This is a genomic window from Shewanella sp. SM20 (genome assembly GCF_025654545.1).
Lineage (GTDB): Bacteria > Pseudomonadota > Gammaproteobacteria > Enterobacterales > Shewanellaceae > Shewanella > Shewanella oncorhynchi.
This window is the reverse complement of the sequence record NZ_JAKKRK010000004.1, coordinates 16,621-39,032: the sequence shown is the minus strand read 5'-3', so window position 1 is coordinate 39,032 and position 22,412 is coordinate 16,621. Positions and strand designations below refer to the sequence as shown.

The window sequence follows — 22,412 nt, the reverse complement described above, 5'->3', positions numbered from 1 at the left end:
GGAAAGCCATAAGTCATTATTGATGGCTTCTCAATCCATGCTGAAAAATGCCTAAGTTTGCCATGATAAAAATCTCAAACCGTGTGGAACTTCAGGAAAATGAAATCGAGTGGCAATTTATCCGTTCGAGTGGTGCAGGCGGCCAGCACTTAAATAAAGTGTCCACCGCTGCGCAGCTGATTTTCGATATTAAAAGCTCATCATTACCCGAGTTTTACCAAGAACGCTTGCTCAACAAGGCGGATCACCGCATCACTAAAAGCGGCAAAATCATTATCAAATGCCAAGCGAGTCGCAGCCAAGATGCCAACCGCCAAACGGCGTTGGAGCAATTTATCGCCTTGGTTGCCAGTGTCGGTGAAGTGCAGAAAAAACGCATCCCCACCCGCGCCACTAAAGGCAGCCAAACGCGGCGATTAGAGACCAAGAAACAAAAAGGTGCCACTAAGGCCATGCGCCAACAGAAGAGTGACTATTAACTTAGGAGACAGTTAACTTAGATGACAATTAACTCAACTGACAGCCAACTTAGGCAATTGCTAACTCAGTACCAGAGAAATAACCGCAATTGAACCCAACCAACAATGGCACAAGATGTCAAAGGTATAATCGGCTCGTACATGCTCAGCTCGCACACAATCGACTAACGGATAATGCAAAATCGATTTGAACAGGTTAAGTTAGTGGCCTATGTAGAAAACTGAATTAAATTTATTCCAACTTTAATCCCAGCATTAATCCCAAGGCATGTCGTAAAGGAAAGCGCAATGAGTCACAAAATTTTGCTCGTCAATGGCCCCAATCTCAACCTCTTAGGCCGCCGCGAGCCCAGCGTTTACGGTCATCAGACCTTAGCCGACATAGTGGCGGAGTTAAACCTGCAAGCACAACAGGCGGGAGTTGAGCTCGAACATATTCAGTCCAACGCCGAATTTGAGCTAATCAATGCGATTCATGCAACCGATGCCCAGATGATTATTATCAATCCCGCCGCCTTTACCCATACCAGCGTCGCCCTGCGTGATGCCCTGCTTGGCGTGGCAATTCCGTTCTTTGAAGTGCATTTATCCAATGTGCACGCCCGTGAAGCCTTTCGCCACCATTCCTATTTTTCCGATAAGGCGATAGGCGTGATTTGCGGTTTTGGTTCACAGGGTTATGAGTTTGCACTGGCGGCGGCCATTAAGCGGCTCAACCAGCCACAGTAATCCCATTCAATAGCGTGCTTTGCAAGGGCAGATAAATGGCAATGGATCTTCGTAAAATTAAAAAACTCATTGAGTTAGTACAAGAATCTGACATAGCAGAACTGGCGATCACAGAAGGTGAAGAATCAATTCGCATCACCCGCTACAGCCCTATGCCAGCCAATATGCAGTCATCGCAAACGCCAGCCATAGCACGAGTCGCGCCTTTGAGTGAACAGGCAAAGCAAACAAGCCATTCGCAAACAGGCATTACGCCAAGTACAGAAGGTTTTGTACAAGTCTCACCTATGGTCGGCACTTTTTACGCGTCGGCAGAACTCGATGAGGTGCCGCTGGTTAAAGTCGGTCAACGAGTGAGCCAAGGTGAAGTGATCTGCATTATCGAAGCGATGAGAATGATGAATCCCATCCAAGCCGAGCGCGATGGCGTGGTCAGCGCTATTTGGGCCAAAGACGGCGATGAAGTGGCATTCGATCAACCGCTATTTACCTTAATCTAACCGCTCGCCTTCCCATGAATTGAAGCGCACTTGAGTTTAAGCTGCGGTTTTCAAGCCAAGACAGCATTAACCGAGGTCACTATGATATTAATTACCGGCGCCAGCAGTGGTTTAGGCGCGGCACTCGCATCGCTCTACGCCAAAGAGAATGAAGCACTGACACTCACAGGCCGCCATGCCGAGCGTCTGCAAACCGTCGCCAATGCATTAACGCCCTTCTCCAACAAAACGATCGCCGCGATCACCGCCGATCTCGCCAGTGAATCGAGTCTCGAAGCCCTGTTCGATGGCCTAACGCAAGCCCCTAAAACCGTGATCCACTGTGCGGGCAGCGGCTACTTTGGTGCGATTGAAACCCAAGGGGTGAACGATATCCAAAGCCTGCTCAATAACAATGTCACCTCGACGATTCTGTTAGTGCGGGAATTAGTGAAACGCTATAAAGATCAAGCAGTCACTGTGGTTGTGGTCATGTCCACCGCAGCACTGGCCGCCAAGGCGGGCGAATCCACTTACTGCGCGGCAAAATGGGCGGTGCGGGGATTTATCGAGTCGGTGCGATTAGAGCTTAAACAAAGCCCAATGAAGTTGATTGCCGTGTATCCCGGCGGCATGGACACAGGCTTTTGGCCCAGTAGCGGTAAGGCTTTAGATACCTCAAGCTTTATGTCCGCCGATGAAGCGGCTGGCATGCTCAAACAAGCCTTAGTTGCCACAGAGCATGGTTATATCGCCGATATCACCATACAAAGGGGCTAAATGTGCGGATTCGAGACGCAGAATATGACCACTGCGTCTCTTCCTTAGCACTCGCTAGTCGGCGCAGTTCGCTGTGTTTAGGGTAACGACGCGACGGCTTTCTCTGTGGGTCAGCCACCACATCAGCAGTCCCCCCAATGACAACAAAGACGCCGCATAACCTGTCGCGGCAATGCCTTGTCCAGACAGTATCACTAAACTGCCCACCCAAGGGCCAATTGCATTGGCAAGATTAAAGGCGCATTGCACTAAAGCGCCTGTCATGGCTTGCCCATCGGGTGCCACATCCATCAATCTGGCTTGCACAATAGTGGCGAGCCCTAACCCACAACCGACAAAAAATACCACGGGCATCAGCGCCCAGTAATGTCCGGTCAAACTCGGGTAAATCGCCAACACCACAGTGCTTAACACTAACGACCAAAACGCCGCCGCTAAGGCCGACTTATCCGCCGCCCAGCCGCAAACTAAGGTGCCCAATGTTGCGCCAATACCAAATACCGCCATCATGATCGGGATCTTAAACGGCTCGACTTGCGTCACTTGGATTAAGGTTTCAGCCAGATAGGTATACACACAGAAGATACCGCCAAAGCCAATGGCCGCGATGCCAAGCGTCAACCAGACTTCACGATTCTTCAGGGTTTGTAGCTCTTTTTTGGGACTCGCATCAGCGGGCACGGCTTGATTAGGTGCTAAAAAATACACCATTATCGCGGTAATGGTCGCCAGAATCGCCACTATGCCAATGCCCGAGCGCCAGCCCACAGTTTGCCCCATCCAAGTCGCAAACGGCACACCGATAATCGTCGCCAGCGTAAGGCCAATAATCACCCGCGATACGGCGCGGGCCTTCATTTCTGGCGGCACTAAAGAGGCGGCGAGCAACATAGCCACGCCGAAATAAGCGCCGTGGGGCAAGCCGCTGAGAAAACGAAAAAAGATTAACCAATTCAACGATGGCGCTAACGCACTTAAGCCATTGGCCACCGCCATTAACGCGGCTAAGGCAATCAAGAGTGTTCGCCGTCTGACCCTAACGGCTAGCACCATGATAATTGGCGAACCGACCACAACCCCCAGCGCATAGGCACTGATGGCATAACTCACATGGGCAACCTCTACCCCTAAATCACTCGCGATATAAGGCACTAAGGTCATGGAAGCAAATTCTGTGGTGCCTAAAGCGAATGTGCCGAGTGCTAAGGCAAGTAACACCCATAATGTACTGGCGCCCTTATGCTGATTTTGGACAGATGGATTTTGAACGGTTTTCAAACTTTTTCTCCGCTATGCTATAAAACGACAACTAGCTAATAAATAAATTGGAGCCCACTAAGGGGCTCCAATTTCTCAGTCATTTACCTAATGTAAATCTATCTGACTAACTGTTCTTGATAGGTTTGACTGTTCCAGTCGTAGGCGTAAAGCGTGCCTTGCCACTCGTAAAGTGTACGACCATCCTGCTGCACAACCCTAGCATTGCTCGGCAAGCTAGACACACTGTGCGGTGCGCGTGGACGCGGAGTCGCAGCTGTTTTGCCTGTGCCGTTACTAGTTTTCGACACCAGTTGTCCAGTCGATTGTCCGGCCATATTTACAGGCATACTCGACACCATACGGCCTTCACTCGCAGAATACTGCATACTGGTTGTTACCCGTACAGGTGCAGAAATGGCCACTGGTTCATCGTCGTAGCGCATAGGAATCGACAAACCTATGCCCGAATAGGGCGAGTTCCAGTAATTTCGAGCGTAGGCGTCACGCGATGTATTCCAACCCCAATCATTGTTCCAATGGGTGTTCACACCATAACCGACATTCCAACCCGATCCCCACCCCGTAGCGAGCCCTAAACCCAGTCCTAAACCCCAAGGGTAATAAGGTCGATAATAGGGACGATAATGGCGATTATCTTTGCGCACATGGCGGTTGTCGTAATAATTGTCATAACGATTGTTGTAATGACTATCGCCACGACTGTGGCTATCACGATGACCGTGGCGTTCGTCTTGATCCGAATAGCCTCTATTTCCGGCCACAGCCACAGTCGGCACACTGAGCGCCCCCAAAAGTGAGATCCCCACGGCAAGCGATAAAACCAAGCACTTTAGCGACCGCTTATGCGCGCCATGTGATTGACTTTGAACACACTTTTCTTGAGCAAACCATACAGGAATATTCATATAAACCTCGAAATAAAGGGCGTAAGCGAGATCTATCGCGACTTACTGGTAACCATTTTACGCTTCCTAAGCTTGAAGATCACTGAATTGGTTAACCCTAAAACAGAAAAATGCTATAGTGCGCGCCACACGGATTTTCACCGCAGAGGCTATTTCCACATGAGTTTTAAGGATTTACGCAGCTTTATTGATCACTTAGAAGCCAATGGCGAACTCAAACGCATTAGCTACCCAGTTGATCCTCATTTAGAAATGACAGAGATCGCCGATCGCGTATTACGCGCTCAAGGCCCTGCGCTATTATTTGAAAATCCCAAAAATCATCACATGCCCGTGTTGGTAAACCTGTTTGGTACGCCAAAACGTGTGGCTATGGCACTCGGCAAAGACGACCCATTAGCCCTGCGCGAAGTAGGCGAACTGTTAGCCTTTTTAAAAGAACCTGAGCCACCTCGGGGTTTTAAAGACGCGATCGCTAAGATCCCTATGTTCAAGCAAGCCTTGAATATGCCGCCAAAGACAGTGCGTAATCCGCCTTGCCAACAAATCATCAAAACCGGCGATGAGGTCGATTTAACTCAATTGCCTATTCAGCATTGCTGGCCGGGCGATGTCGCGCCACTGGTGACCTGGGGCTTAACCATCACCAAAGGCCCGCGCAAGAGTCGTCAGAATTTAGGCATTTATCGCCAACAATTACTGGGTAAAAACAAGCTGATCATGCGCTGGTTGTCCCACCGTGGCGGCGCGTTAGATTTTGCTGATTTTAAACAACAATTCCCCGGTGAGCGTTATCCGGTTGTGGTCGCACTCGGCGCCGATCCTGTGACCATTCTAGGCGCCGTCACCCCAGTCCCCGATTCCATGAGCGAATACGCTTTTGCCGGTTTACTGCGCGGTGAACGTACCGAAGTCTGTAAGGCATTAAGCTGTGACTTAGAAGTGCCCGCCACCAGTGAAATCATCCTCGAAGGCTATATCGATCCTGAGGAACTGGCGGAAGAAGGGCCCTACGGCGATCACACGGGTTACTACAACGAGACCGATAAGTTTCCAGTATTTACCGTTACCCACATCACTCACCGTAAAGATGCCATCTACCACAGCACTTACACTGGCCGTCCACCGGATGAACCCGCCATGCTGGGGGTTGCATTAAACGAAGTGTTTGTGCCGATTTTGCGTAAGCAATATCCTGAGATCGTTGATTTTTATCTGCCGCCTGAGGGCTGTTCGTACCGCATGGCAGTGATCTCCATTCGCAAACAATATCCGGGACATGCCAAACGGGTGATGATGGGCGCTTGGTCTTTCCTGCGCCAATTTATGTACACTAAGTTTATTGTCATAGTGGATGAAGATGTGAACTGCCGTGACTGGCAGGATGTGATCTGGGCGATCACCACCCGCATGGACCCTAAACGCGATACTGTGATGATCGAAAACACCCCTATCGACTACCTCGATTTTGCTTCACCCGTTGCGGGCTTAGGCTCAAAAATGGGACTCGATGCCACCAATAAGTGGGAAGGTGAAACTAACCGCGAATGGGGTACGCCAATCGTGATGGATCCAAAAGTAAAACAAAAGATCGACTCAATCTGGGATGAGTTAGGCATAGACGACAGCCCAACCCTATAATTCAGCTTAAGCCATTACTCAAGTATCGGCTTTAGCCAAGAGAATAGGCCAATAACAGGCCTCTAAAGCGACACCTAGACACATACTGTTGAAGAAAGGTGCAAAGGAAGTTTGATGAAAACCATACGTTGTAAGATAGAGAAAGTTAACCCATTTAACGATGCCGTATATCAAGTATTGTTAAGGCCTGAAACCGCCTTCGATTTCCAAGCGGGGCAATACTTATGTGTTGTCATGGGTGAAAAAGATAAACGCCCCTTCTCTATCGCATCAGCGCCAAACGCCGAGCTGATCGAATTACACATTGGCGCCGCTGTAAGTGAAAGCTACCCAATGCAAGTGGTCGAGCGCCTGAAAGCCTGCGCTATTGACGGCAGCACTATCGACATCGAAGCCCCAGGCGGCGAAGCCCACCTGCGTCACGAAAGCATTCGTCCTCGCCTGTTAATCGCCGGCGGCACAGGTTTCTCTTACATTAAAAGTATCATCGAGCACCAAATCGCCCTCGGCCAACAGGTTGAAACTATGCTGTATTGGGGTTGTCGCACCCAAGATGCCATGTATTTTGAAACCATCGCCCGCGAGTGGCACGACGCTCACCCTTGGTTACACTTCGTGCCAGTTATCGAAGAAGCTCCCTCTAATTGGCAAGGCAAAACCGCTAATCTGTTAGCGCAAATCAAACAAGATTTTGTCAGCTTAAATGGCTACGACATCTATATCGCCGGCCGTTTCGACATGGTGGGTGCAGCACGGGAAATCTTCCGCGAGATTGGTGTAGAAGAAGCGCATCTCTACGGTGATGCATTCGCGTTTATCAAATAACGCATGGATTTGTAGTCTCTAAAGCCAGCCACTCATCAGCGTCATTCCCGCAATGCTGTTAAGCGGGAATCCAGCTTTGAACTAACTGGCTGTTGCTTAATCACTTAACCAAATAGCTGATTAATTTGACCAACTGATTTAGCATCAAATTAAGCCATTAAGCATTGTCATTCCAGTGACACGCCATAAACTCGTCCATGAGGGCTCGACGACGGCATCCATGCCGTCAACGGTCACTTACATGCCAGTGCTTAATCTCCCTAAACTCCTCAGAAACCTGAAAGTCTTCTTTTTACTGTCATGCTTGCTGAAAGTTTAAGAATGGATGGCTCATTAAATTTTTACCAGTATAGGCTCAAATAATAAACCCCTGTTTACTGGGGTTTATTATTTCTATAGTTTTAGCGAATGCTAGGAATATCGACTTTAAAGCTTTCCAAACTTCGTTTGGATCAAAGTCGTGGGATATTAATATAATAATGATAAGGAATTGATCAAGTATCTGATTTAAGCCTAGGTTGAAACTAGTTTACTAGTAATACTATTTATTATTAGTGCTCTTAAAAAAAGGAATGCTAAAAACTGGAATGTGAGCTTTCTGACATACACTAAAAACATGCTCTCTCCAAAATGACCAACAATTATGAACAGAGTTAAACTCGCAGAATTCCTTAATTGATGAGTCATTGATTTCTCCCTTAATTAAATACTCTAAGAGAAAAGTAGCCTCTATTTTCGCAAGCTCTGTTGGCTCTGAGGAAGTCTCCACGTGTCCTTTTTTTACTTTATCTTTCAAACTATTATCTATTTTCAATATATACCTTGTTCCAAGTGTAATTTTGACTTGGAGCATATTTGCAGTCTTTTGAGCATTAGAAGATTCTAACGCATCATCAATAACTTCTCCTTCAATATGTAGCATGCTTTGCTGTTGCATATCAGCTCTGATAACACCTTCAATTTCCTCATTTACTTGAAAAGAAGAACCACGAAGTTTTATGTTCAGAAGCTCTAAATTATCGATTGCTTCTCTGATTGCTTCTTGATTCATTTTTAAGTCCCGTAGTGGCTTATGCCCGAGTTCAATATCTTATGAGTTGCATTATTTACAGCGTTTCTTTTAGAGTAATGAAGAGACATATCTTCAACATCAGAAACAAAATCTAATACCTTGCATACTGGATTTTTTATTCTAAATAAGTCAACTCTGTTAATTAATTGAAGGTGCTTCCTAAGAATAAAGCTGTCTGAGTAACAAAGCCTGATGAGCTTGTCTAAACTCTCACTTTGTGATATTTCGCCACGCTCATATTTAGAAAACGAATTGATCCCCCCCCCAAATACGATAGCAGCTTCTTGTTGAGTCAACTTAAATGACAGCCTGATCTTTCTTAGTTCTTCTCTACCAAGAAGGCCATCATGCTTCTTCTTAGCCTCTCTCATGACAAGGTCATTAGCATCTGCTTGATCAGATGATTCAAACTCTTCTCCACATGCTCCACAAATAGTGAACTTACTGAAAACCTTCAGTTGCACCTTCTTGTAACGCATTAACAACTCTTCTTGTACTTCATGCGTCTCAGTAGAGCCACATGTAATGCAGTTCTTCATAATTGCTCCGCTATCACCTATCCATGTGAAAAGACAACACTTTTACGACTATTTGTTGCTCTCTATCAATGTAGAACTTAATGTAGAGGTTGTCAGCCATTTCTTGGCCGCTCAGTAAATAACTGATTTTATAGGAATCTACGGTATGGTCACCGTATTCATGTGTCCTATGGAATCCATCTTCTTGAAGCATGTTAATACATGCTTGTACATCACTCATCTCGTAACCAAGATTAATCCTATCTCTCCTGCTATTACCTAGCATGATTATATTACGTTGGTTATGAACCAAAGCTTTCACTGTAGCTAGATCATACTGTGGCATTAGTAATTCCCAAAATCAACCAATATGGTTGATTTAAGTGCGCGGATTCTAGGTGGTGCTGGTTAAATTTGCAACAACTTCTTTAACTAATTGTTCCGTAGTAAATAGGAAGCAAACAGAAACCAAGTGTAAAAAAATATAATGACTAATGTATTATTCTTGAATAATAAGTCAATCGATACCGTCAAGCACCCCTTTGCTCGAAGGAGCGGGAAAGAGCGAAAAGTGCGCAAAAGCGAGGACACATATGTCTCCTCGAGTTTAGCAAAGCCAATGTCCTATGTTATTCAAACTACATTTACGATAATCGATAATTCACCTTTCACAACGGGGTATCAACCGTTAATGGCTCGCAGTCTTGCGACCTGATGTTAAAAATAAAGGTCGGCGTCTGTTGCGCCCAAATGAGATCCAAATTGACGTCTCGAAAGTCAAAACACCCACAACTCTTTTTGCTTTTAATAACTAACGAACAACACCAAAATTAAGGGATACACTTCCCCTGCGAAGTTGTCGAAATACGCAGATAAAAATGCCGTGGCGACATCATGGATGATGGCACAGGCTCGGGGGGACAGGGATGTCCCATCTGAGCCGTTAGGCGATTTTTATTGGAGTATGAGACAGGTAACTAATGCATGTAACTTCGCTAGGGGCGTCATGGAGAATCCAAGGAGGATAGGACGAGCAGTCCTCCTTGGTCGGGTGTGGGGTGAAGCCCCACGACTTTGACTTAGATTTTGATTTAAAAAGTTAAAAGTTAAACTAATGCCTAAAACTCAAACGAAGTTTGAAAACCCACAGCCCTGCGGCACCTGAGCCCCCCCCCTACACTTGTGGTCTATGTAGATCAAAACGCAGATCTTCGGAGATCCCATAATAGGCCGATGGGCCGCCGGCACGTAATACGGGCTCGGCAAGGGCAGTTTGATAAATCCCCTCGGCATTGAGTAAATGCTTAGCAATATGCACGGCCACCACTTCTCCTAACACTAACCAAGTATCGATCTTGTCGCCATTAGCGGCGGTTAACTGGATACATTGGGACAATTTGCATTCGAAGTTTACTGGGCTTTCAGCCACCAAATCGGCCTTAACAATGGTGCCAGCTTTAGCCGTGAGTCCGGCAAAGCTAAACTCATCTTGACCGCGTGGCAGCATGGCGGAGGTTTGATTCATCTGCTCGGCTAAACCGCGAGTGGTGAGGTTCCACACAAACTCCCCTGTTTCGACGATATTAGCAACACTGTCTTTCCAGCCTGTGCTGGCAAAGCCGATGATGGGCGGTTTGTAGTTGAAACAATTGAAAAAGCTGTAAGGTGCGAGATTACGTTGCCCCTGAGTATTCCGCGATGAAATCCAGCCGATCGGTCGAGGCCCCACAATCGCATTTAAAGGATCGTGTGCAAGGCCATGGCCTTTGCTCGGTTCGTAAAAATAGCGGTTATCAGCAGTCATACTTCATCCTTTTGTTATTGCCACAACAATACTGGAGCAATTAATACAGCCATCACAGTTACGCTTTTATAGCCGCTATCTTACCCAAGTTTCGAGCAGCGACCAAAAGTCTGTAGGGCTACTTAAGTCAGCTCCTTGAACAACATCTGGCTGCAAATTTTAAATCCAACACACTCTTCTGCTAAAGTGATACTTATCAGTGGGCTAAAAAGCCTAACTCTGCTAAATAGCATGTGGCAAATGAAGGAGCGGTGAATGGACGCGATAAAAGGGGGATGGAAGAGGTTGTTGTTGGTCGCAGTGCTGTTAGCGACAGGTTGTGCCAGCGTAGCGCAAATCGATTTCAATAGCCTGTTTGGCACTAGCTCACCGCAAAAACGCGTCGAAAATGCACAGCTGAACGACCAATTTATTCAACAAGCCGAGTTTGTGCACAAAGAAGTCGAGCCTATTCTCAATAGCCGCTGCGTGGTATGTCATGCCTGTTACGATGCCCCCTGTCAGTTAAAAATGACCTCGAGCGAAGGTATAGAGCGTGGGGCAAGTAAGGAAAAGGTTTACCAAGGCACACGTTTAGTCGCTGCCACACCTAATCGCTTATTTGTCGATGCCTTTACCCCAGAAGCTTGGCGTCAACGCGGATTTTACCCCATGCTAAACGAGCGCGATCAAACCCCAGAAGCCAATACCCAAGCCTCGGTATTAGCCAGAATGCTCACGCTTAAGCAAATGCATCCTCTGCCCGAAGACAAGATTTTAGATAAGCGTTTTGATTTCAGCCTAGACAGAGTTCAGCAATGCGCCAGCCTAGAGGAAATGGACAAATACGAGCAAAGCCAGCCCCTTGCAGGTATGCCTTATGGCTTGCCAGCACTGAATGCGAATGAGCATCAAGTGTTGATGCACTGGCTTGAGCAAGGTGCACCACTGCCATTTGCACAGGCGCTTACACCTGAATTTATTGCAGAAATAACCCACTGGGAGGAGTTTTTAAACGGCGACAGTTTAAAAAGCCAATTAAGTGCACGTTACATTTATGAGCATTTGTTTGCCTTCCACTTATATTTTGAGTCTTTAAATCAACCGAACTCCCAGCCTTTATTCTTCGAGTTAGTGCGTTCTCGGACGCCGCCGGGGCAAGCGCTGGATATTATCGCCTCCCGTCGTCCCTTCGACGATCCTAAGGTGGAGCGAGTCTATTACCGCTTTCGGCCTTATCGGGCAACCATAGTCGATAAAACCCACATCCCCTACGCTTTGAATACCGGCTTGCTCAATAACTGGCAACAATGGTTTATCGATGCGGATTACTCAGTCACACAACTGCCGAGCTACAAGCCGAGCGTTGCGGCCAATCCCTTTGAAGCCTTTATTCAAATTCCTGCCAGTGCGCGCTATCGATTTATGCTGACCCGCGCCCAAGATACCATTATGGGCTTTATCAAAGGCCCAGTGTGCCGTGGTCAGGTGGCGCTCAATGTCATTAACGATAGATTCTGGGTGTACTTTGTGACTCCAGATTATATGGACGACACTGACTTTAGCGCCTTTTACCATTCCCAACTTGAAAATCTACGTATGCCTGCAGAGGAAGAAAGCACTGCATTAGCAGTAACTTGGGTGAAATATGCCGCCAAGCAAGGCAAATATATGCGGGCGCGTAATCAGTTCTTGAACGAGAAATTCAAAAACGGCCAGCACCTCACCATAGACGGGCTCTGGGATGGCGACGACACCAATGATAATGCCAGCCTGACAGTGCTGCGCCACTTCGACAATGCCACTGTGGTCAAAGGCTTAGTCGGCGAACCGCCCAAAACGGCTTGGATTATCGATTATGCCTTACTGGAGCGTATCCACTATTTATTGGTCGCGGGTTTCGATGTTTATGGTAACTACGGCCATCAGCTATTAACTCGCTTATACATGGATTTTTTACGCATGGAGGGGGAATCGAATTTCCTGACCCTGTTGCCGCAGGAGGAAAGGCGCAAGCAGTTGAGTGATTGGTATCAAGGGGCTGGTACTCAGCTCACGGCCTTTATCGCAGGGGATATCAACACCTTTCATCAGCCTACGGGCGTACTCTACTTTAGTGACGATCTAAAGGGCGAGCTGTATCAAAAACTCGGGCAGAAGGTTGCTAAGGTTCAACCCAATCGATATCACATAGAAAATAGTAGCTTGCAAATACATAGCAAAGCACTTTTACACACATTAGATCGATTAAAAGGCACACAAGCGACCCTGTTACCTGAACTAACCATGATCATGGTCGAACCTGAAAAAGCGGGTAAAGCTGAGATATTTACCTTAGTTCGCAATAGCGCCCATCGGAATATTTCGAGCCTGTTTAATGAGGCGAGTAACCGCGAACCCGCTAAAGATGACGTCACTTTAGTGCATGGCTTATTGGGCAGTTATCCTGAGGCATTTTGGCGAGTGAAAGAACAAGACTTGCCTAACGTCGTGGCGACAGTAGAGAAAATGCAAACTGAAAAAGACTATGAGGCACTGTTAGATATGGTGGGTGTACGCCGTACCGATCCGAAGTTTTGGGCCTTTAGTGACGAACTCAATCAGATCTTTTTCGACAATCATCCGATAGAAAGTGGGTGGCTGGATTACAACCGACTGCAAAATCGTTAATAAAAAGGGGAACGTTAGTGTTCCCCTTCCTTTCAAATCAACGCAGTAAACTTACCAGATCTTAACGCGATCTTCTGGAGCCAAATACAGCTTGTCGCCAGGCTTAACATCGAATGCAGTATACCAAGCATCTAAGTTACGCACGGTCAGCGCGCGATACATGCCGGGGGCATGTCCATCGGTTGCCACCCGAGCACGCAGGGCTTCGTCACGCATCTTAGTGGCCCAGGTTTGCGCAAAGCCGATAAAGAAGCGTTGATCACCCGTAAAGCCTCCAATCACAGGCGCATCTTTGCCTTTAAGCGAGGCATGGTAAGCATCATAAGCGGCGGCTAAACCTGCTACGTCGGCAATGTTTTCACCTAAGGTCAACTTGCCATTCACGTGTAAATCAGGGAAAGGCGCATAAGCATCAAACTGCTGCGCTAACGCATCGCCTTGCTTATCAAATTGAGCAAAGTCAGCGGGCGTCCACCAGTTACGCATAGCGCCAGTCGAGTCAAAGGCCGCACCATTGTTATCAAAACTATGGCTGATTTCATGACCAATCACAGCGCCAATCGCGCCATAGTTGTAGGCCGCATCGGCCTTAGCATCAAAGAATGGCGGTTGCAAAATACCCGCAGGGAAGTTAAGCGCATTCTGCACCGGCAAGTTCACCGCATTCACCACTTGCGGGGTCATCCACCACTCGCCTTTATCCATTGGTTTGCCAATCTTGGCTAACTGGTGGCTGTACTCTACTTTTTCGCCATTGATGGCATTGGCGTAGGCATTGGTCGCAGTCACTGCATAGCTGTCGTAATTGCGCCATTTATCGGGATAACCCACGCCCACCGCCATAGTGGCCACTTTTGCTAGGGCTTCTTTCTTGGTTGAAGGGTCCATCCAATCGAGTTTTTCCACTCGCTGACCGAAGGCGGCCACTATGTTATCCACCATAGTGCTGACTTCTGCTTTGGCCGAAGCGGGGAAATATTGCTCGGCATAGGCATGGCCTACGGCATCACCTAAATATTGGTCGAGTGCCGCTAAGGCACGTTTATCGCGGCTGCGCTGCTCTGGCGTGCCAGAAAGCTTAGTGCCATTAAAAGCAAACGAAGCGTTGTCAATAGCCGATGGCAACACATCAGCATGGCTGTTGATATGGTGAAACACGAGCCAATCTTTCCATGCTTCTAAAGGCTCAGAGGCCACAAGCGCAGAAAGTCCCGTAATCGCCGTTGCATGGTAGGCCGCAAATTTAGGCTGATTGCCCAGTTGAGCCGCCGCTAAAAAGGCAGTCCAATCGATGCCCGGTGCTTTGGCATCAAAGTCAGCACGGCTCCATACCCCCGAAGACTGAGTAAAATCCTCGCTTGCTTCACGGCTGGCGTGGGCCGCGGCAATCTTGTTTTCAAGGGCAAAAATACGATCGGCACGGACAGCGGCCTCGCTCACACCCGCATCTTTAAGCAAGGTTTCAATGTAAGCGCGGTAAGCGGTGCGAATGTCGACCATTTTAGGATCGGCAGACAGGTAATATTCGCGCTCAGGTAAGCCTAAACCACCCTGTAAAAAGTAAGGTAAGACTTCGCCCGGCGTTGCTAAACCTTGGGTTACGAAGATCCCAAATAGGTTTTCGCTATAAAAGTCAGTCGCGTTGAGAGGATCGACATCGGCGCGCAGATTTCCGCCTAACGCCGCAGATAAATCCTGCTTGCTCGCAATGGCCTCATAACGGGCAATATCCGCCTCGGCAGGCTTCATTCCTGCGGCATCAATAGCGGCAGTATCTGTGTAAGCCTTGTAGAAATCGGCGATACGCGCTTCGTCGCTCCCCGCCGCATGTTGCGCTTTCACCAGATCGGCAATCAAACTGGTTTTATGCTTTTCGGTTGCTTCAAAGGCAACGAGGAAAGCGCCAGTGCTGGAGCGATCGGCTGGGATCATTGTCGTTTTCATCCACTCGCCATTGGCGTAGGTATAAAAATCATCCCCTGGTTTTACCGTTGGCGTCATAGCCGCGACATTAATGCCAATCGGCATTTGAGCCGCAACGTCTTGACTTTTTGGCGCGTTTTCGCTGGTTTTTACAGTGTTTTCTGTGGTGTTATCACTGCAAGCAGTGAGCCCCGTCAGTACTGAAGTAGACAGTAACAGCACGGGAATTAGACGGTCCGACATGAATGACTCCTCTTTCTTTTATTATTGTATTTATAGTGTGATTGCTAAGTTTGGCAGTGTAACTGGCACTGAATGAAGAAGTAAAACAAAGCCAATTTTTATGATAGAAAGTTAATGCAAACAATTTGAGCCAGACGCTTAAACACGCAGCTTAGCATCATCACGACCGCGCTCAACTGCAGGCACAAAAAAGCCGACGCTATGTCGGCTTAATCAAGTTTGGCTAACGACTACTTTATAATTTGATCTGAGTGTACTGAGTCCACGCAAGCACTTGTCCCATCTGAGGAATGATCCATACTGCCGTGTGCTCATTTTGATAAACACGATAATAAAATAAATCTTCATCACGGATATCATGCTTACGAATTTCACGGTAGAACTGCATAGCAGAATGGCTGACTTCATCCGGTTTTGTCAGTTCCTTTTGTAACACTTTAACGTGAAAAACATCGACTTTAAGGTCATCAATTGTGGTCTGGTACTGCTCAAACTCACCGCGGATAGTGTATTTAATCGGTGTCGTTAAACAATCTTGATCTGTAATACAGGAGGTCGAATAAAACTTACCCTTATTTTGCCCTTCATAGACCAGAGACATACTGAGATCGTTACGAACTAAGAGTTCGCCCGCCACGGGAAAATAAATATCCGCATGGTAATTATGCTCAAGTAGCTCACCCATTCCTTTATCATCCGCAGGGAGGACAATACGGTTATAGCGAATGCGCTGCTCCATTATTTGGCTCAGCGGAATAAACTCCGCCATATTTAATCCTGCGGGTTTTGCATCTATCGCCGTGATATTGATGATGCCGTGACCACTGCAGGCATCGGCGTCCAGCTCAGGGCAAATCGCCATCGAATAATTTTTGCCATCTGTTGAGGTAAATGCACTGAAGTAATTAAGGTTATTGATGTGATTTCCCTCTGGCGCTAAATGTTTTTGCCACCATGAAGGATGTAAACGATCCTCATCACCAATATAGAAGGTTCGCGCCGTCCCCAGCGTGCCACCAATATTGAGGCTGATATATTTATCGGCATGCCATTTAGCCACCTGTTTAACCACCGCATGATGGTCGCTCACATACCAAACGATTGCCAAGATAGCGCACAAGAGGGCAATACCAGCAACTTTAGTCCAAACCGACACCCCCACTAAGGCATCACGAATTGCATTCGCATCATTGATCGCCAGCATCTTTACATGGGATTGTTCAGAGATATGCAATTGATACCCGCGGCGTGCCACGGTTTTAAGCTGCACTTCGGTATAGGGTTCGAGCTTTTTACGTAAGGTACTGATGCATTGCGTTAAAGAGGTAGGAGCAACCACCCTTTCAGGCCAGCCGACCTGCAGCAATTCTTCCTTAGTAAAAATGGCATTCGTGGATGATAACAGCAGAACTAATAAGGCCGTTTCGGAAAAAGTCAGGCTGATGGTTGTCCCATTCACATGATCGACTAATTCCTTAGCCTGTTCATCTAACATTAAATAAGATGTGATTTTATGCATGTTAAACGCCTGAAAGATCAGCCAATACTGATAAAGTTTGATTACACTAACAACATGCAATCATCATGTGACATTGTTTCTTTCCAAGAAAACGATGATATGCAATCACCAAGTCAAGATGGTTAATTTTACCTTTTAACAACATATAAGAGTGTGACTCTATACTCAGTTTAGTCATTGTTTAATAAGTACAAAGTTAGACTAATACAGAGGTCGCTAAACTAGATTTCTTGGTATTTAAAGATCCAAGAACAACACAAAAGTAATGCACCAATCCAGCCACCCAGCAAACCATACATTAAGGGTAAGCCCAGCCCAGTTTGAGCAAGCAGAGTGAGACTACTTTTAGCCGCGAGTGTATCCGAGGGGGTCGCGAGTAAATTTAAAGCACGGAACAGATCAGTAGGGTTCAACAAAATCAGTAGGTTGAATACGGTACGATTAAACATCTCACTCATTCCAACCACTGCACTGAGTAAAATCAGATCATAAACCAGCACAAGCACAAACCATAAAATGAGTAATATCCCCAGTGCCTTGGCTTTTTCTCGCACACACAAGCTAACCCAATAACCCAAGAGCACGAACACTAATGACAGTAAAATACTGCTCATAATCAAATGGATAAACCCGATAGCTATGGATAACTGGGCCTGAGTATCGCCCAGTGATATCAGTATTAATCCTGTTAAACCAAAGCCCAAAATGCAGGCAATGGTCATCACGCAGGCATGGCCTAAAAACTTGCCGCACACGAGATGCCAACGTGCTAATGGATAGGTCAGCAGTAACAACAGAGTGCCGGATTCTTTTTCACCAACAAAGCTGTCATAACTCAACAAAATCGCACCTAAAGGGAGCATAAATACCGATAAAGTGACTAACCCAGAAAGGATTTGGGCAGGCTCAAATACCACTAAGTTGCCGGACACAGCGCTGCCCATAAAACTCACACACAGAGATAGCAACAACAAGATTCCCGCCATCATCCATAACCAACGATTACGCAAATTATCCTTAAACTCTTTGGCGGCTATGGTGCTCACTATGCTCAGAGCACTTAAACGATGGTGCAAAACCTCGGAACGGTTCATAGGACTGATTCCAAATTAATCGCCTGATTTATATCTGTTATGTTAATAGTCTTTGTGGGCATTTTTGACGACTGAAGGGGGCAAAGACTTTCCATGTAATGATGAAACACACTCTGCAAACTAGGAGGTTCAATAGAAAAATCCCCCGCGGGCACTTTTTGTAATAAGTGATTTAACACGGCTGACTTTTGCTCCTGTGGCACGGCTAGTGTGAGTCCCTGCCCCGCATTTGCCTTAACACATGCCGCTAAAATGGGATCCGCGAGCAATGCTTGCCTTTGAGTATTAGATAGAAAATGCAACAAGATATGATTTGGCAACTGAGTCGCCGCCCTCAGGGAGGTTAAGCTTCCCGAAGCTAACATTCGTCCTCGGCCTAAAATCAAAGCCCGATCCATTTGATCTTGAACTAATCCTAACTCATGGGTACTGATGATAATCGCGCAGCCTTTCGCCTTAAGTTGGGCTATTTTTTGATACAGAAAAGCCGATGCTAAGGGATCTAGACCGACAGTCGGCTCATCAAGTAACAATATCTGAGGATCTGCCAATATTGCCTGAGCGAGCCCAAGGCGCTGCCGCATCCCCTTAGAAAAAGTACTCAAGCGCTTATCTTTAGCGGCCTCTAAACCAAATTCAGCAAGTAATTCATGCACTTTAGGCAAGGCAACGTCCTTAAGCTTAGCGAAATATCGCAGCAGCTCATTGGCGGTCATATTGTCATAAAAACTCACATTTTCAGGTAAATAGCCTAAAGACAAACTCTGCCGCACTTGTTGGGAGCTCACACTATGACCTTGAACTTGGAGCAGGCCACTTGTGGGGGTAAGTAATCCCAAAATAAGCTTGAGTAATGTAGATTTACCCGCACCATTATGCCCAAGGAGTGCGATCACTTGACCCGCTAACACCTCAAAACTCACATCATCCAGAGCCTTAAACTTGCCATAGCATTTACTGATATTTGTCGCTTTAACAACCACATCAGCACTCGCTATAGGCTTATTTGCTGAGCAGGTCAAAGTTTGATGATTCATCGCGAACCTCCATCAATCAGTACGTGCGCGCCACTTTGCATTAGGGGAAAACTATCACTTATACCGCTCGTCACTTGGGGTTTAAATTGGCGTTCCACCCAGCGCAGTAACAACACAACGGGGCTTTCCATCAACAGTTTGGCTTCAGGATAAAGCCAAAACAGTTTATCTAAACTATCATTCGGCCTATGGACAATATCCCCTAATCCATCGCCATTCAGATCCCAACCTTGATATTCCGACCAGTAATTCCCCTGCCCCTGATAACTCCATTCAAGTTGAGTTTCTCCGACATATTTGACTTGGGTTTGATTGGCCATAATACGATTATGCCAAAGGCGATTTTCCTCTCCGCCCATGGCCATACTGATCCCAGTATCGCTGTGGCTAAACTCGTTATCTTGAATACGGTTATGTTGAGCGGCGTAAATAAAAATACCTTTCCCTTCATTGCCAAGCTCCACAGTGCCCTTAGGGTTATGGATTTGACTCGCAACATTGGCTTGCACATGGGATGCCTCAGTAATGTTGAGCAAAATGCCAAAGTCCCGCGCCTGAGTCACACGGTTGTGGTGCAGGTAAATATGGGTTGAATTCATTAGGGCATAACCGCCATCGACGGCAATCGCTTGGTTTTGCCACGCTTCGTCGGCTTGGGTATACATATAGTGAATACCATATTGCAGCTTAGTGAATTGATTTTCATAAATGCGGCTGTGGGTAACGGACTCTAAATACACACCATCACGGACAAAAATCAGCTGATTTCGGTCAATTTGTGGCGAATTAACATGCTTAAGATAAATGCCATCACCCCGATCAAGCACATGAATGGCACCGTTGCCACTAATACTATTGTCCGTGATGATGGGCGAGTTTAGCTGTTCGCCATAAATACCAAAACCATCACCCACCAAGCGGTTTCCCTTAATCTGCACATGATCCGCCCCTTTTTTGAGTAAAATGGCGGCATCACGGTAATACAGATCCCGTCCCCAGTGGCGGATATTTAGCCCTTCAATACTTACCTGAGGTGCCTCAATGACCAATGCACTGCCTTGGCGCAGTGCATCTAATGTCGCGCCTATTTCCCCCTTTAGCGAAATGGATTTCGTCACCTTAAAGGAGCCTTCATACACCCCAGTGGCTAGCGCTAAGGTGTCACCTGCTTGGGCTTTGTTAAGGGCAAGGGTGAGTGAATCTGTATCTGTTACCCGAATGAGTGCTGCCCAACTAGCAAAAGAGGCAAAACACAGCAGCCCAATCAGCAATAGATGCGGCTTCATCATCACAACCTTATTTATCACCCGCGAGCAGTTCTAAGGTAATGTCATCAAATCTCAGCACTCGGCCGCCGTATTCCTTAGCAAAGGCTTCGGCGGCAGCTTTGGTACTAAAAGGGGCAACGGCAGGTCCCATCACAGCTTTCTTAGTCGTACCGTAAACATAGAAGGCATTTTGAGCATCAATAAAGGCGCCATCGTCAGGTTGATCCCAATCGGTCGTGCCCGCGTCATGCACCATCATGTAATCAATTTGTCTTTTATTTTCAGGCTGTAATGCAAAGTTAAACATATCGCGGCTAGAACAAAACTTAGGTACCGTTTTCTCAGCCTTGAGATGCACTTGCCCTTTAGGTCCGGGATATTTAGTGATCACCATGCCGCATAAATGGCAACGGTCATGCTCGTGGATCATCTCGGCTTTATGAACATGGTCTGTGGCCTCGCTTTTATTACAGCCAAATAGCAAGGGCACTAACAGCAACAATGCATAGTATTTCTTCATCCTATTTATCCTTTTATTAAAATATCAACGCCTCGCCAGATTCCTTGCAGGGACAGATCTTTACGGCGAGGGTTGATAGAAACGGGTTTCATCTTTCATTCATTTTGCTTTGTGCATTTGCAATCGCATTATCGATTGCTTCACGGTTGATACTGTCCCCATTGTGTTTGAGCAGGAGCTGCCAATGGTCAATGGCCTCTTGGTTACGAGCATGCAAGTAAGCATCTGCCGCGAGTAACATATGGGTTTGAGGCTCAAAGGGAGAGAGTGCTAATGCTTTGGCAATCACCTCTTGGGTTTCAGGTGTCATTTGCCGAAGCTCACGGTAATAAAGCGCGTTAGCTTTTGCCCCTAACACTTCGGCATCTTCTCCCCCTATTTCGAGTAATTTATCTAAGGTCAGCACCGCATCTGAGTACAAACCTCCCGCATTGTAAGCCTGAGCTAATGACATAAGTGCCAAGGTGTTTTGCGGCTCACTCTGAGCCCAACGACTGGCTTTGGTAATCTCGGCCGCCACTAAATAATCAATATTTTCATCAATCCGACCTTGATCCCAATCCCTAAAACGGCCTGTTTGACTGTAGATAGCAAGGGTAAGCAGCACTAGGACGATTCCCATCGCAAAGGGCACCTTGCTCGACATGTTTGGCAACTGTGCGATTCCCATTACTAGGTTTAGACGCATGTGCTGCCAGTAAATATAAGCAACAAACAACAGTAAACTGATGCCAGTGCCTAGTCCTAAGCTCACCATTCCAGTCTCCATTTCACTCTCCAAACAACTCGTTTTAGGAGCCAGATTAACCGTGTGCAGGCATCATCTTTTTATTTTTCATCTCTTTCATTTCGCTGGGTTTCTCAATATTTTTCAGTTCAATTTCAAAGATAAGTGCTGATTCAGGAGGGATAATACCTACGGCTTCAGTGCCATAGGCAAGGCTTGCTGGTACCACAAAACGGTATTTAGACCCCACAGGCATCAACTTTAATCCCTCTTCCCAAGCGGGGATCACCGACATTAATGCAAACCGAGTGGGCTCTTTACGTCCAACCGTATTTTCAAACTCAGTCCCATCGATAAGAGTGCCAACATAGTCCACTGTGACCACATCTTCTGGATTGGGTTTATGACCTTTACCTTGGGTTAAGACTTCGTATTGAAGACCAGAGGCGGTAACTTTAACGCCAGACTTTTTTTGATTTTCAGCAAGATATGCCGCACTTGCCTTTTTAGTTTCTGCCATTTGTTTTTCAGCAACGACAGTTCTTGCGGCATTGAGTTGTTCTGCTCTTTGGTTCAGGTAGGTCAGCACTTCTTCGTCGGTTAATTGCTGTTTATCTTTAAGCGCATCCACAAAACCTTGCACGACTAAGTCGACATTCACCTCTGAGCCTAATTCAACTTGGTTGTAGACTTGACCAGAAATGTAATTACCAATAGAAGCGCCAATGCTGTAAGAGGTTTTATCTGCATCGGTTTTCAGACTTGTGCCGGCAAAACTGGCTACCGAAACAAATAATGCGGCGCAGGTCGCCACTGTGATGCTTTTGGGGATAAAAGAAGTTGGCATACGTGTTTTCATTTTATGTTCTCTACAATGTTAACCCTGTGGGTTTCGCCTTTTGGCCCTGCAAACCAAACC

At 46.7% G+C, this 22,412-nt stretch carries 21 protein-coding genes; 7 read left to right on the top strand and 14 right to left on the bottom strand.

The window, feature by feature from the left end:
- The first annotated feature begins 47 nt into the window (after positions 1-47).
- The 4 genes from arfB (at position 48) to L5M18_RS02875 (ending at position 2,467) form a co-directional block, all read left to right on the top strand.
- Entirely contained in the window at positions 48-479 is a 432-nt protein-coding gene (gene arfB / locus L5M18_RS02890; protein WP_011787977.1) for an alternative ribosome rescue aminoacyl-tRNA hydrolase ArfB, read from the top strand.
- 288 nt (positions 480-767) lie between these two features.
- A complete protein-coding gene (gene aroQ, locus L5M18_RS02885; protein WP_198571985.1) occupies positions 768-1,208 on the top strand; it encodes a type II 3-dehydroquinate dehydratase in 441 nt (146 codons plus the stop codon).
- 35 nt (positions 1,209-1,243) lie between these two features.
- Positions 1,244-1,708 carry an acetyl-CoA carboxylase biotin carboxyl carrier protein gene (accB, locus tag L5M18_RS02880; RefSeq protein WP_263195910.1) on the top strand — a complete coding sequence of 155 codons (465 nt, stop codon included), beginning with the start codon at positions 1,244-1,246 and terminating at the stop codon, positions 1,706-1,708.
- Positions 1,709-1,789: 81 nt separating this feature from the next.
- Positions 1,790-2,467, top strand: coding sequence for an SDR family NAD(P)-dependent oxidoreductase (locus L5M18_RS02875; RefSeq protein WP_263195909.1), 678 nt, complete (start codon positions 1,790-1,792; stop codon positions 2,465-2,467).
- A gap of 54 nt (positions 2,468-2,521) precedes the next feature.
- Here the strand turns inward: L5M18_RS02875 and L5M18_RS02870 are convergent, their stop codons facing one another.
- On the bottom strand, positions 2,522-3,745 hold the full coding sequence (locus L5M18_RS02870; protein ID WP_263195908.1) for an MFS transporter: 1,224 nt from the start codon (positions 3,743-3,745) through the stop codon (positions 2,522-2,524).
- Between the two features lie 98 nt (positions 3,746-3,843).
- Entirely contained in the window at positions 3,844-4,653 is an 810-nt protein-coding gene (locus L5M18_RS02865; RefSeq protein ID WP_263195907.1) for a hypothetical protein, read from the bottom strand.
- A gap of 159 nt (positions 4,654-4,812) precedes the next feature.
- On the opposite strand from L5M18_RS02865, the gene ubiD reads away from it, so the two are divergent.
- Together ubiD and fre are read left to right on the top strand one after the other, a co-directional pair.
- Positions 4,813-6,294, top strand: coding sequence for a 4-hydroxy-3-polyprenylbenzoate decarboxylase (gene ubiD, locus L5M18_RS02860; protein WP_263184543.1), 1,482 nt, complete (start codon positions 4,813-4,815; stop codon positions 6,292-6,294).
- 114 nt (positions 6,295-6,408) lie between these two features.
- A complete protein-coding gene (gene fre, locus L5M18_RS02855) occupies positions 6,409-7,119 on the top strand; it encodes an NAD(P)H-flavin reductase (protein ID WP_263195906.1) in 711 nt (236 codons plus the stop codon).
- A 541-nt stretch (positions 7,120-7,660) separates the two neighbouring features.
- On the opposite strand, the gene L5M18_RS02850 is transcribed toward fre, so the two are convergent.
- The 4 genes from L5M18_RS02850 to L5M18_RS02840 form a co-directional block, all read right to left on the bottom strand.
- Entirely contained in the window at positions 7,661-8,170 is a 510-nt protein-coding gene (locus L5M18_RS02850) for a hypothetical protein (RefSeq protein ID WP_263184545.1), read from the bottom strand.
- Positions 8,171-8,172: 2 nt separating this feature from the next.
- Positions 8,173-8,730, bottom strand: coding sequence for a type II toxin-antitoxin system MqsA family antitoxin (locus L5M18_RS02845; protein ID WP_263184549.1), 558 nt, complete (start codon positions 8,728-8,730; stop codon positions 8,173-8,175).
- Positions 8,731-8,743: 13 nt separating this feature from the next.
- Positions 8,744-9,055 carry a type II toxin-antitoxin system MqsR family toxin gene (locus tag L5M18_RS23465; RefSeq protein ID WP_394474184.1) on the bottom strand — a complete coding sequence of 104 codons (312 nt, stop codon included), beginning with the start codon at positions 9,053-9,055 and terminating at the stop codon, positions 8,744-8,746.
- 828 nt (positions 9,056-9,883) lie between these two features.
- Positions 9,884-10,513: a flavin reductase family protein gene (locus tag L5M18_RS02840; RefSeq protein ID WP_113939209.1), complete on the bottom strand. Its 630-nt coding sequence runs from the start codon at positions 10,511-10,513 to the stop codon at positions 9,884-9,886.
- A 255-nt stretch (positions 10,514-10,768) separates the two neighbouring features.
- Between L5M18_RS02840 and L5M18_RS02835 the strand changes: the two genes are divergently transcribed.
- The gene (locus L5M18_RS02835; RefSeq protein WP_263195905.1) at positions 10,769-13,162 is read left to right on the top strand and encodes a fatty acid cis/trans isomerase; all 2,394 of its coding nucleotides are present in this window, start codon (positions 10,769-10,771) and stop codon (positions 13,160-13,162) included.
- Between the two features lie 51 nt (positions 13,163-13,213).
- Here the strand turns inward: L5M18_RS02835 and L5M18_RS02830 are convergent, their stop codons facing one another.
- From L5M18_RS02830 to L5M18_RS02795, 8 genes are all read right to left on the bottom strand, one after another.
- The gene (locus L5M18_RS02830) at positions 13,214-15,328 is read right to left on the bottom strand and encodes a M13 family metallopeptidase (protein WP_263195904.1); all 2,115 of its coding nucleotides are present in this window, start codon (positions 15,326-15,328) and stop codon (positions 13,214-13,216) included.
- Positions 15,329-15,563: 235 nt separating this feature from the next.
- Complete coding sequence (locus tag L5M18_RS02825) at positions 15,564-16,847, bottom strand: transcriptional regulator (protein WP_173496241.1); 1,284 nt, start codon at positions 16,845-16,847, stop codon at positions 15,564-15,566.
- A 221-nt stretch (positions 16,848-17,068) separates the two neighbouring features.
- Positions 17,069-17,941 (bottom strand): ABC transporter permease, encoded by an 873-nt coding sequence (locus L5M18_RS02820; protein ID WP_131524238.1) that lies wholly within the window; start codon positions 17,939-17,941, stop codon positions 17,069-17,071.
- Positions 17,938-18,978, bottom strand: coding sequence for an ABC transporter ATP-binding protein (locus L5M18_RS02815; RefSeq protein ID WP_263195903.1), 1,041 nt, complete (start codon positions 18,976-18,978; stop codon positions 17,938-17,940). The genes L5M18_RS02820 and L5M18_RS02815 overlap by 4 nt, the downstream gene beginning before the upstream one ends.
- Positions 18,975-20,264 carry a nitrous oxide reductase family maturation protein NosD gene (nosD, locus tag L5M18_RS02810; RefSeq protein ID WP_411569190.1) on the bottom strand — a complete coding sequence of 430 codons (1,290 nt, stop codon included), beginning with the start codon at positions 20,262-20,264 and terminating at the stop codon, positions 18,975-18,977. Before nosD ends, L5M18_RS02815 begins: the two co-directional genes overlap by 4 nt.
- Before the next feature lie 10 nt (positions 20,265-20,274).
- Entirely contained in the window at positions 20,275-20,766 is a 492-nt protein-coding gene (locus L5M18_RS02805) for a nitrous oxide reductase accessory protein NosL (protein WP_219253156.1), read from the bottom strand.
- 88 nt (positions 20,767-20,854) lie between these two features.
- Entirely contained in the window at positions 20,855-21,535 is a 681-nt protein-coding gene (locus L5M18_RS02800) for a tetratricopeptide repeat protein (RefSeq protein ID WP_263195901.1), read from the bottom strand.
- Between the two features lie 34 nt (positions 21,536-21,569).
- On the bottom strand, positions 21,570-22,352 hold the full coding sequence (locus tag L5M18_RS02795) for an FKBP-type peptidyl-prolyl cis-trans isomerase (protein ID WP_263195900.1): 783 nt from the start codon (positions 22,350-22,352) through the stop codon (positions 21,570-21,572).
- Between the last annotated feature and the right edge of the window lie 60 nt (positions 22,353-22,412).

Coding starts and splice junctions, on each gene's coding strand:
- arfB (WP_011787977.1), top strand. CDS start 48: ATGCCTAAGTTTGCCATGATAAAAATCTCAAACCGTGTGGAACTTCAG.
- aroQ (WP_198571985.1), top strand. CDS start 768: ATGAGTCACAAAATTTTGCTCGTCAATGGCCCCAATCTCAACCTCTTA.
- accB (WP_263195910.1), top strand. CDS start 1,244: ATGGCAATGGATCTTCGTAAAATTAAAAAACTCATTGAGTTAGTACAA.
- L5M18_RS02875 (WP_263195909.1), top strand. CDS start 1,790: ATGATATTAATTACCGGCGCCAGCAGTGGTTTAGGCGCGGCACTCGCA.
- L5M18_RS02865 (WP_263195907.1), bottom strand. CDS start 4,653: ATGAATATTCCTGTATGGTTTGCTCAAGAAAAGTGTGTTCAAAGTCAA.
- ubiD (WP_263184543.1), top strand. CDS start 4,813: ATGAGTTTTAAGGATTTACGCAGCTTTATTGATCACTTAGAAGCCAAT.
- fre (WP_263195906.1), top strand. CDS start 6,409: ATGAAAACCATACGTTGTAAGATAGAGAAAGTTAACCCATTTAACGAT.
- L5M18_RS02850 (WP_263184545.1), bottom strand. CDS start 8,170: ATGAATCAAGAAGCAATCAGAGAAGCAATCGATAATTTAGAGCTTCTG.
- L5M18_RS02845 (WP_263184549.1), bottom strand. CDS start 8,730: ATGAAGAACTGCATTACATGTGGCTCTACTGAGACGCATGAAGTACAA.
- L5M18_RS23465 (WP_394474184.1), bottom strand. CDS start 9,055: ATGCCACAGTATGATCTAGCTACAGTGAAAGCTTTGGTTCATAACCAA.
- L5M18_RS02840 (WP_113939209.1), bottom strand. CDS start 10,513: ATGACTGCTGATAACCGCTATTTTTACGAACCGAGCAAAGGCCATGGC.
- L5M18_RS02835 (WP_263195905.1), top strand. CDS start 10,769: ATGGACGCGATAAAAGGGGGATGGAAGAGGTTGTTGTTGGTCGCAGTG.
- L5M18_RS02830 (WP_263195904.1), bottom strand. CDS start 15,328: ATGTCGGACCGTCTAATTCCCGTGCTGTTACTGTCTACTTCAGTACTG.
- L5M18_RS02825 (WP_173496241.1), bottom strand. CDS start 16,847: ATGCATAAAATCACATCTTATTTAATGTTAGATGAACAGGCTAAGGAA.
- L5M18_RS02820 (WP_131524238.1), bottom strand. CDS start 17,941: ATGAACCGTTCCGAGGTTTTGCACCATCGTTTAAGTGCTCTGAGCATA.
- L5M18_RS02815 (WP_263195903.1), bottom strand. CDS start 18,978: ATGAATCATCAAACTTTGACCTGCTCAGCAAATAAGCCTATAGCGAGT.
- nosD (WP_411569190.1), bottom strand. CDS start 20,264: ATGAAGCCGCATCTATTGCTGATTGGGCTGCTGTGTTTTGCCTCTTTT.
- L5M18_RS02805 (WP_219253156.1), bottom strand. CDS start 20,766: ATGAAGAAATACTATGCATTGTTGCTGTTAGTGCCCTTGCTATTTGGC.
- L5M18_RS02800 (WP_263195901.1), bottom strand. CDS start 21,535: ATGGAGACTGGAATGGTGAGCTTAGGACTAGGCACTGGCATCAGTTTA.
- L5M18_RS02795 (WP_263195900.1), bottom strand. CDS start 22,352: ATGAAAACACGTATGCCAACTTCTTTTATCCCCAAAAGCATCACAGTG.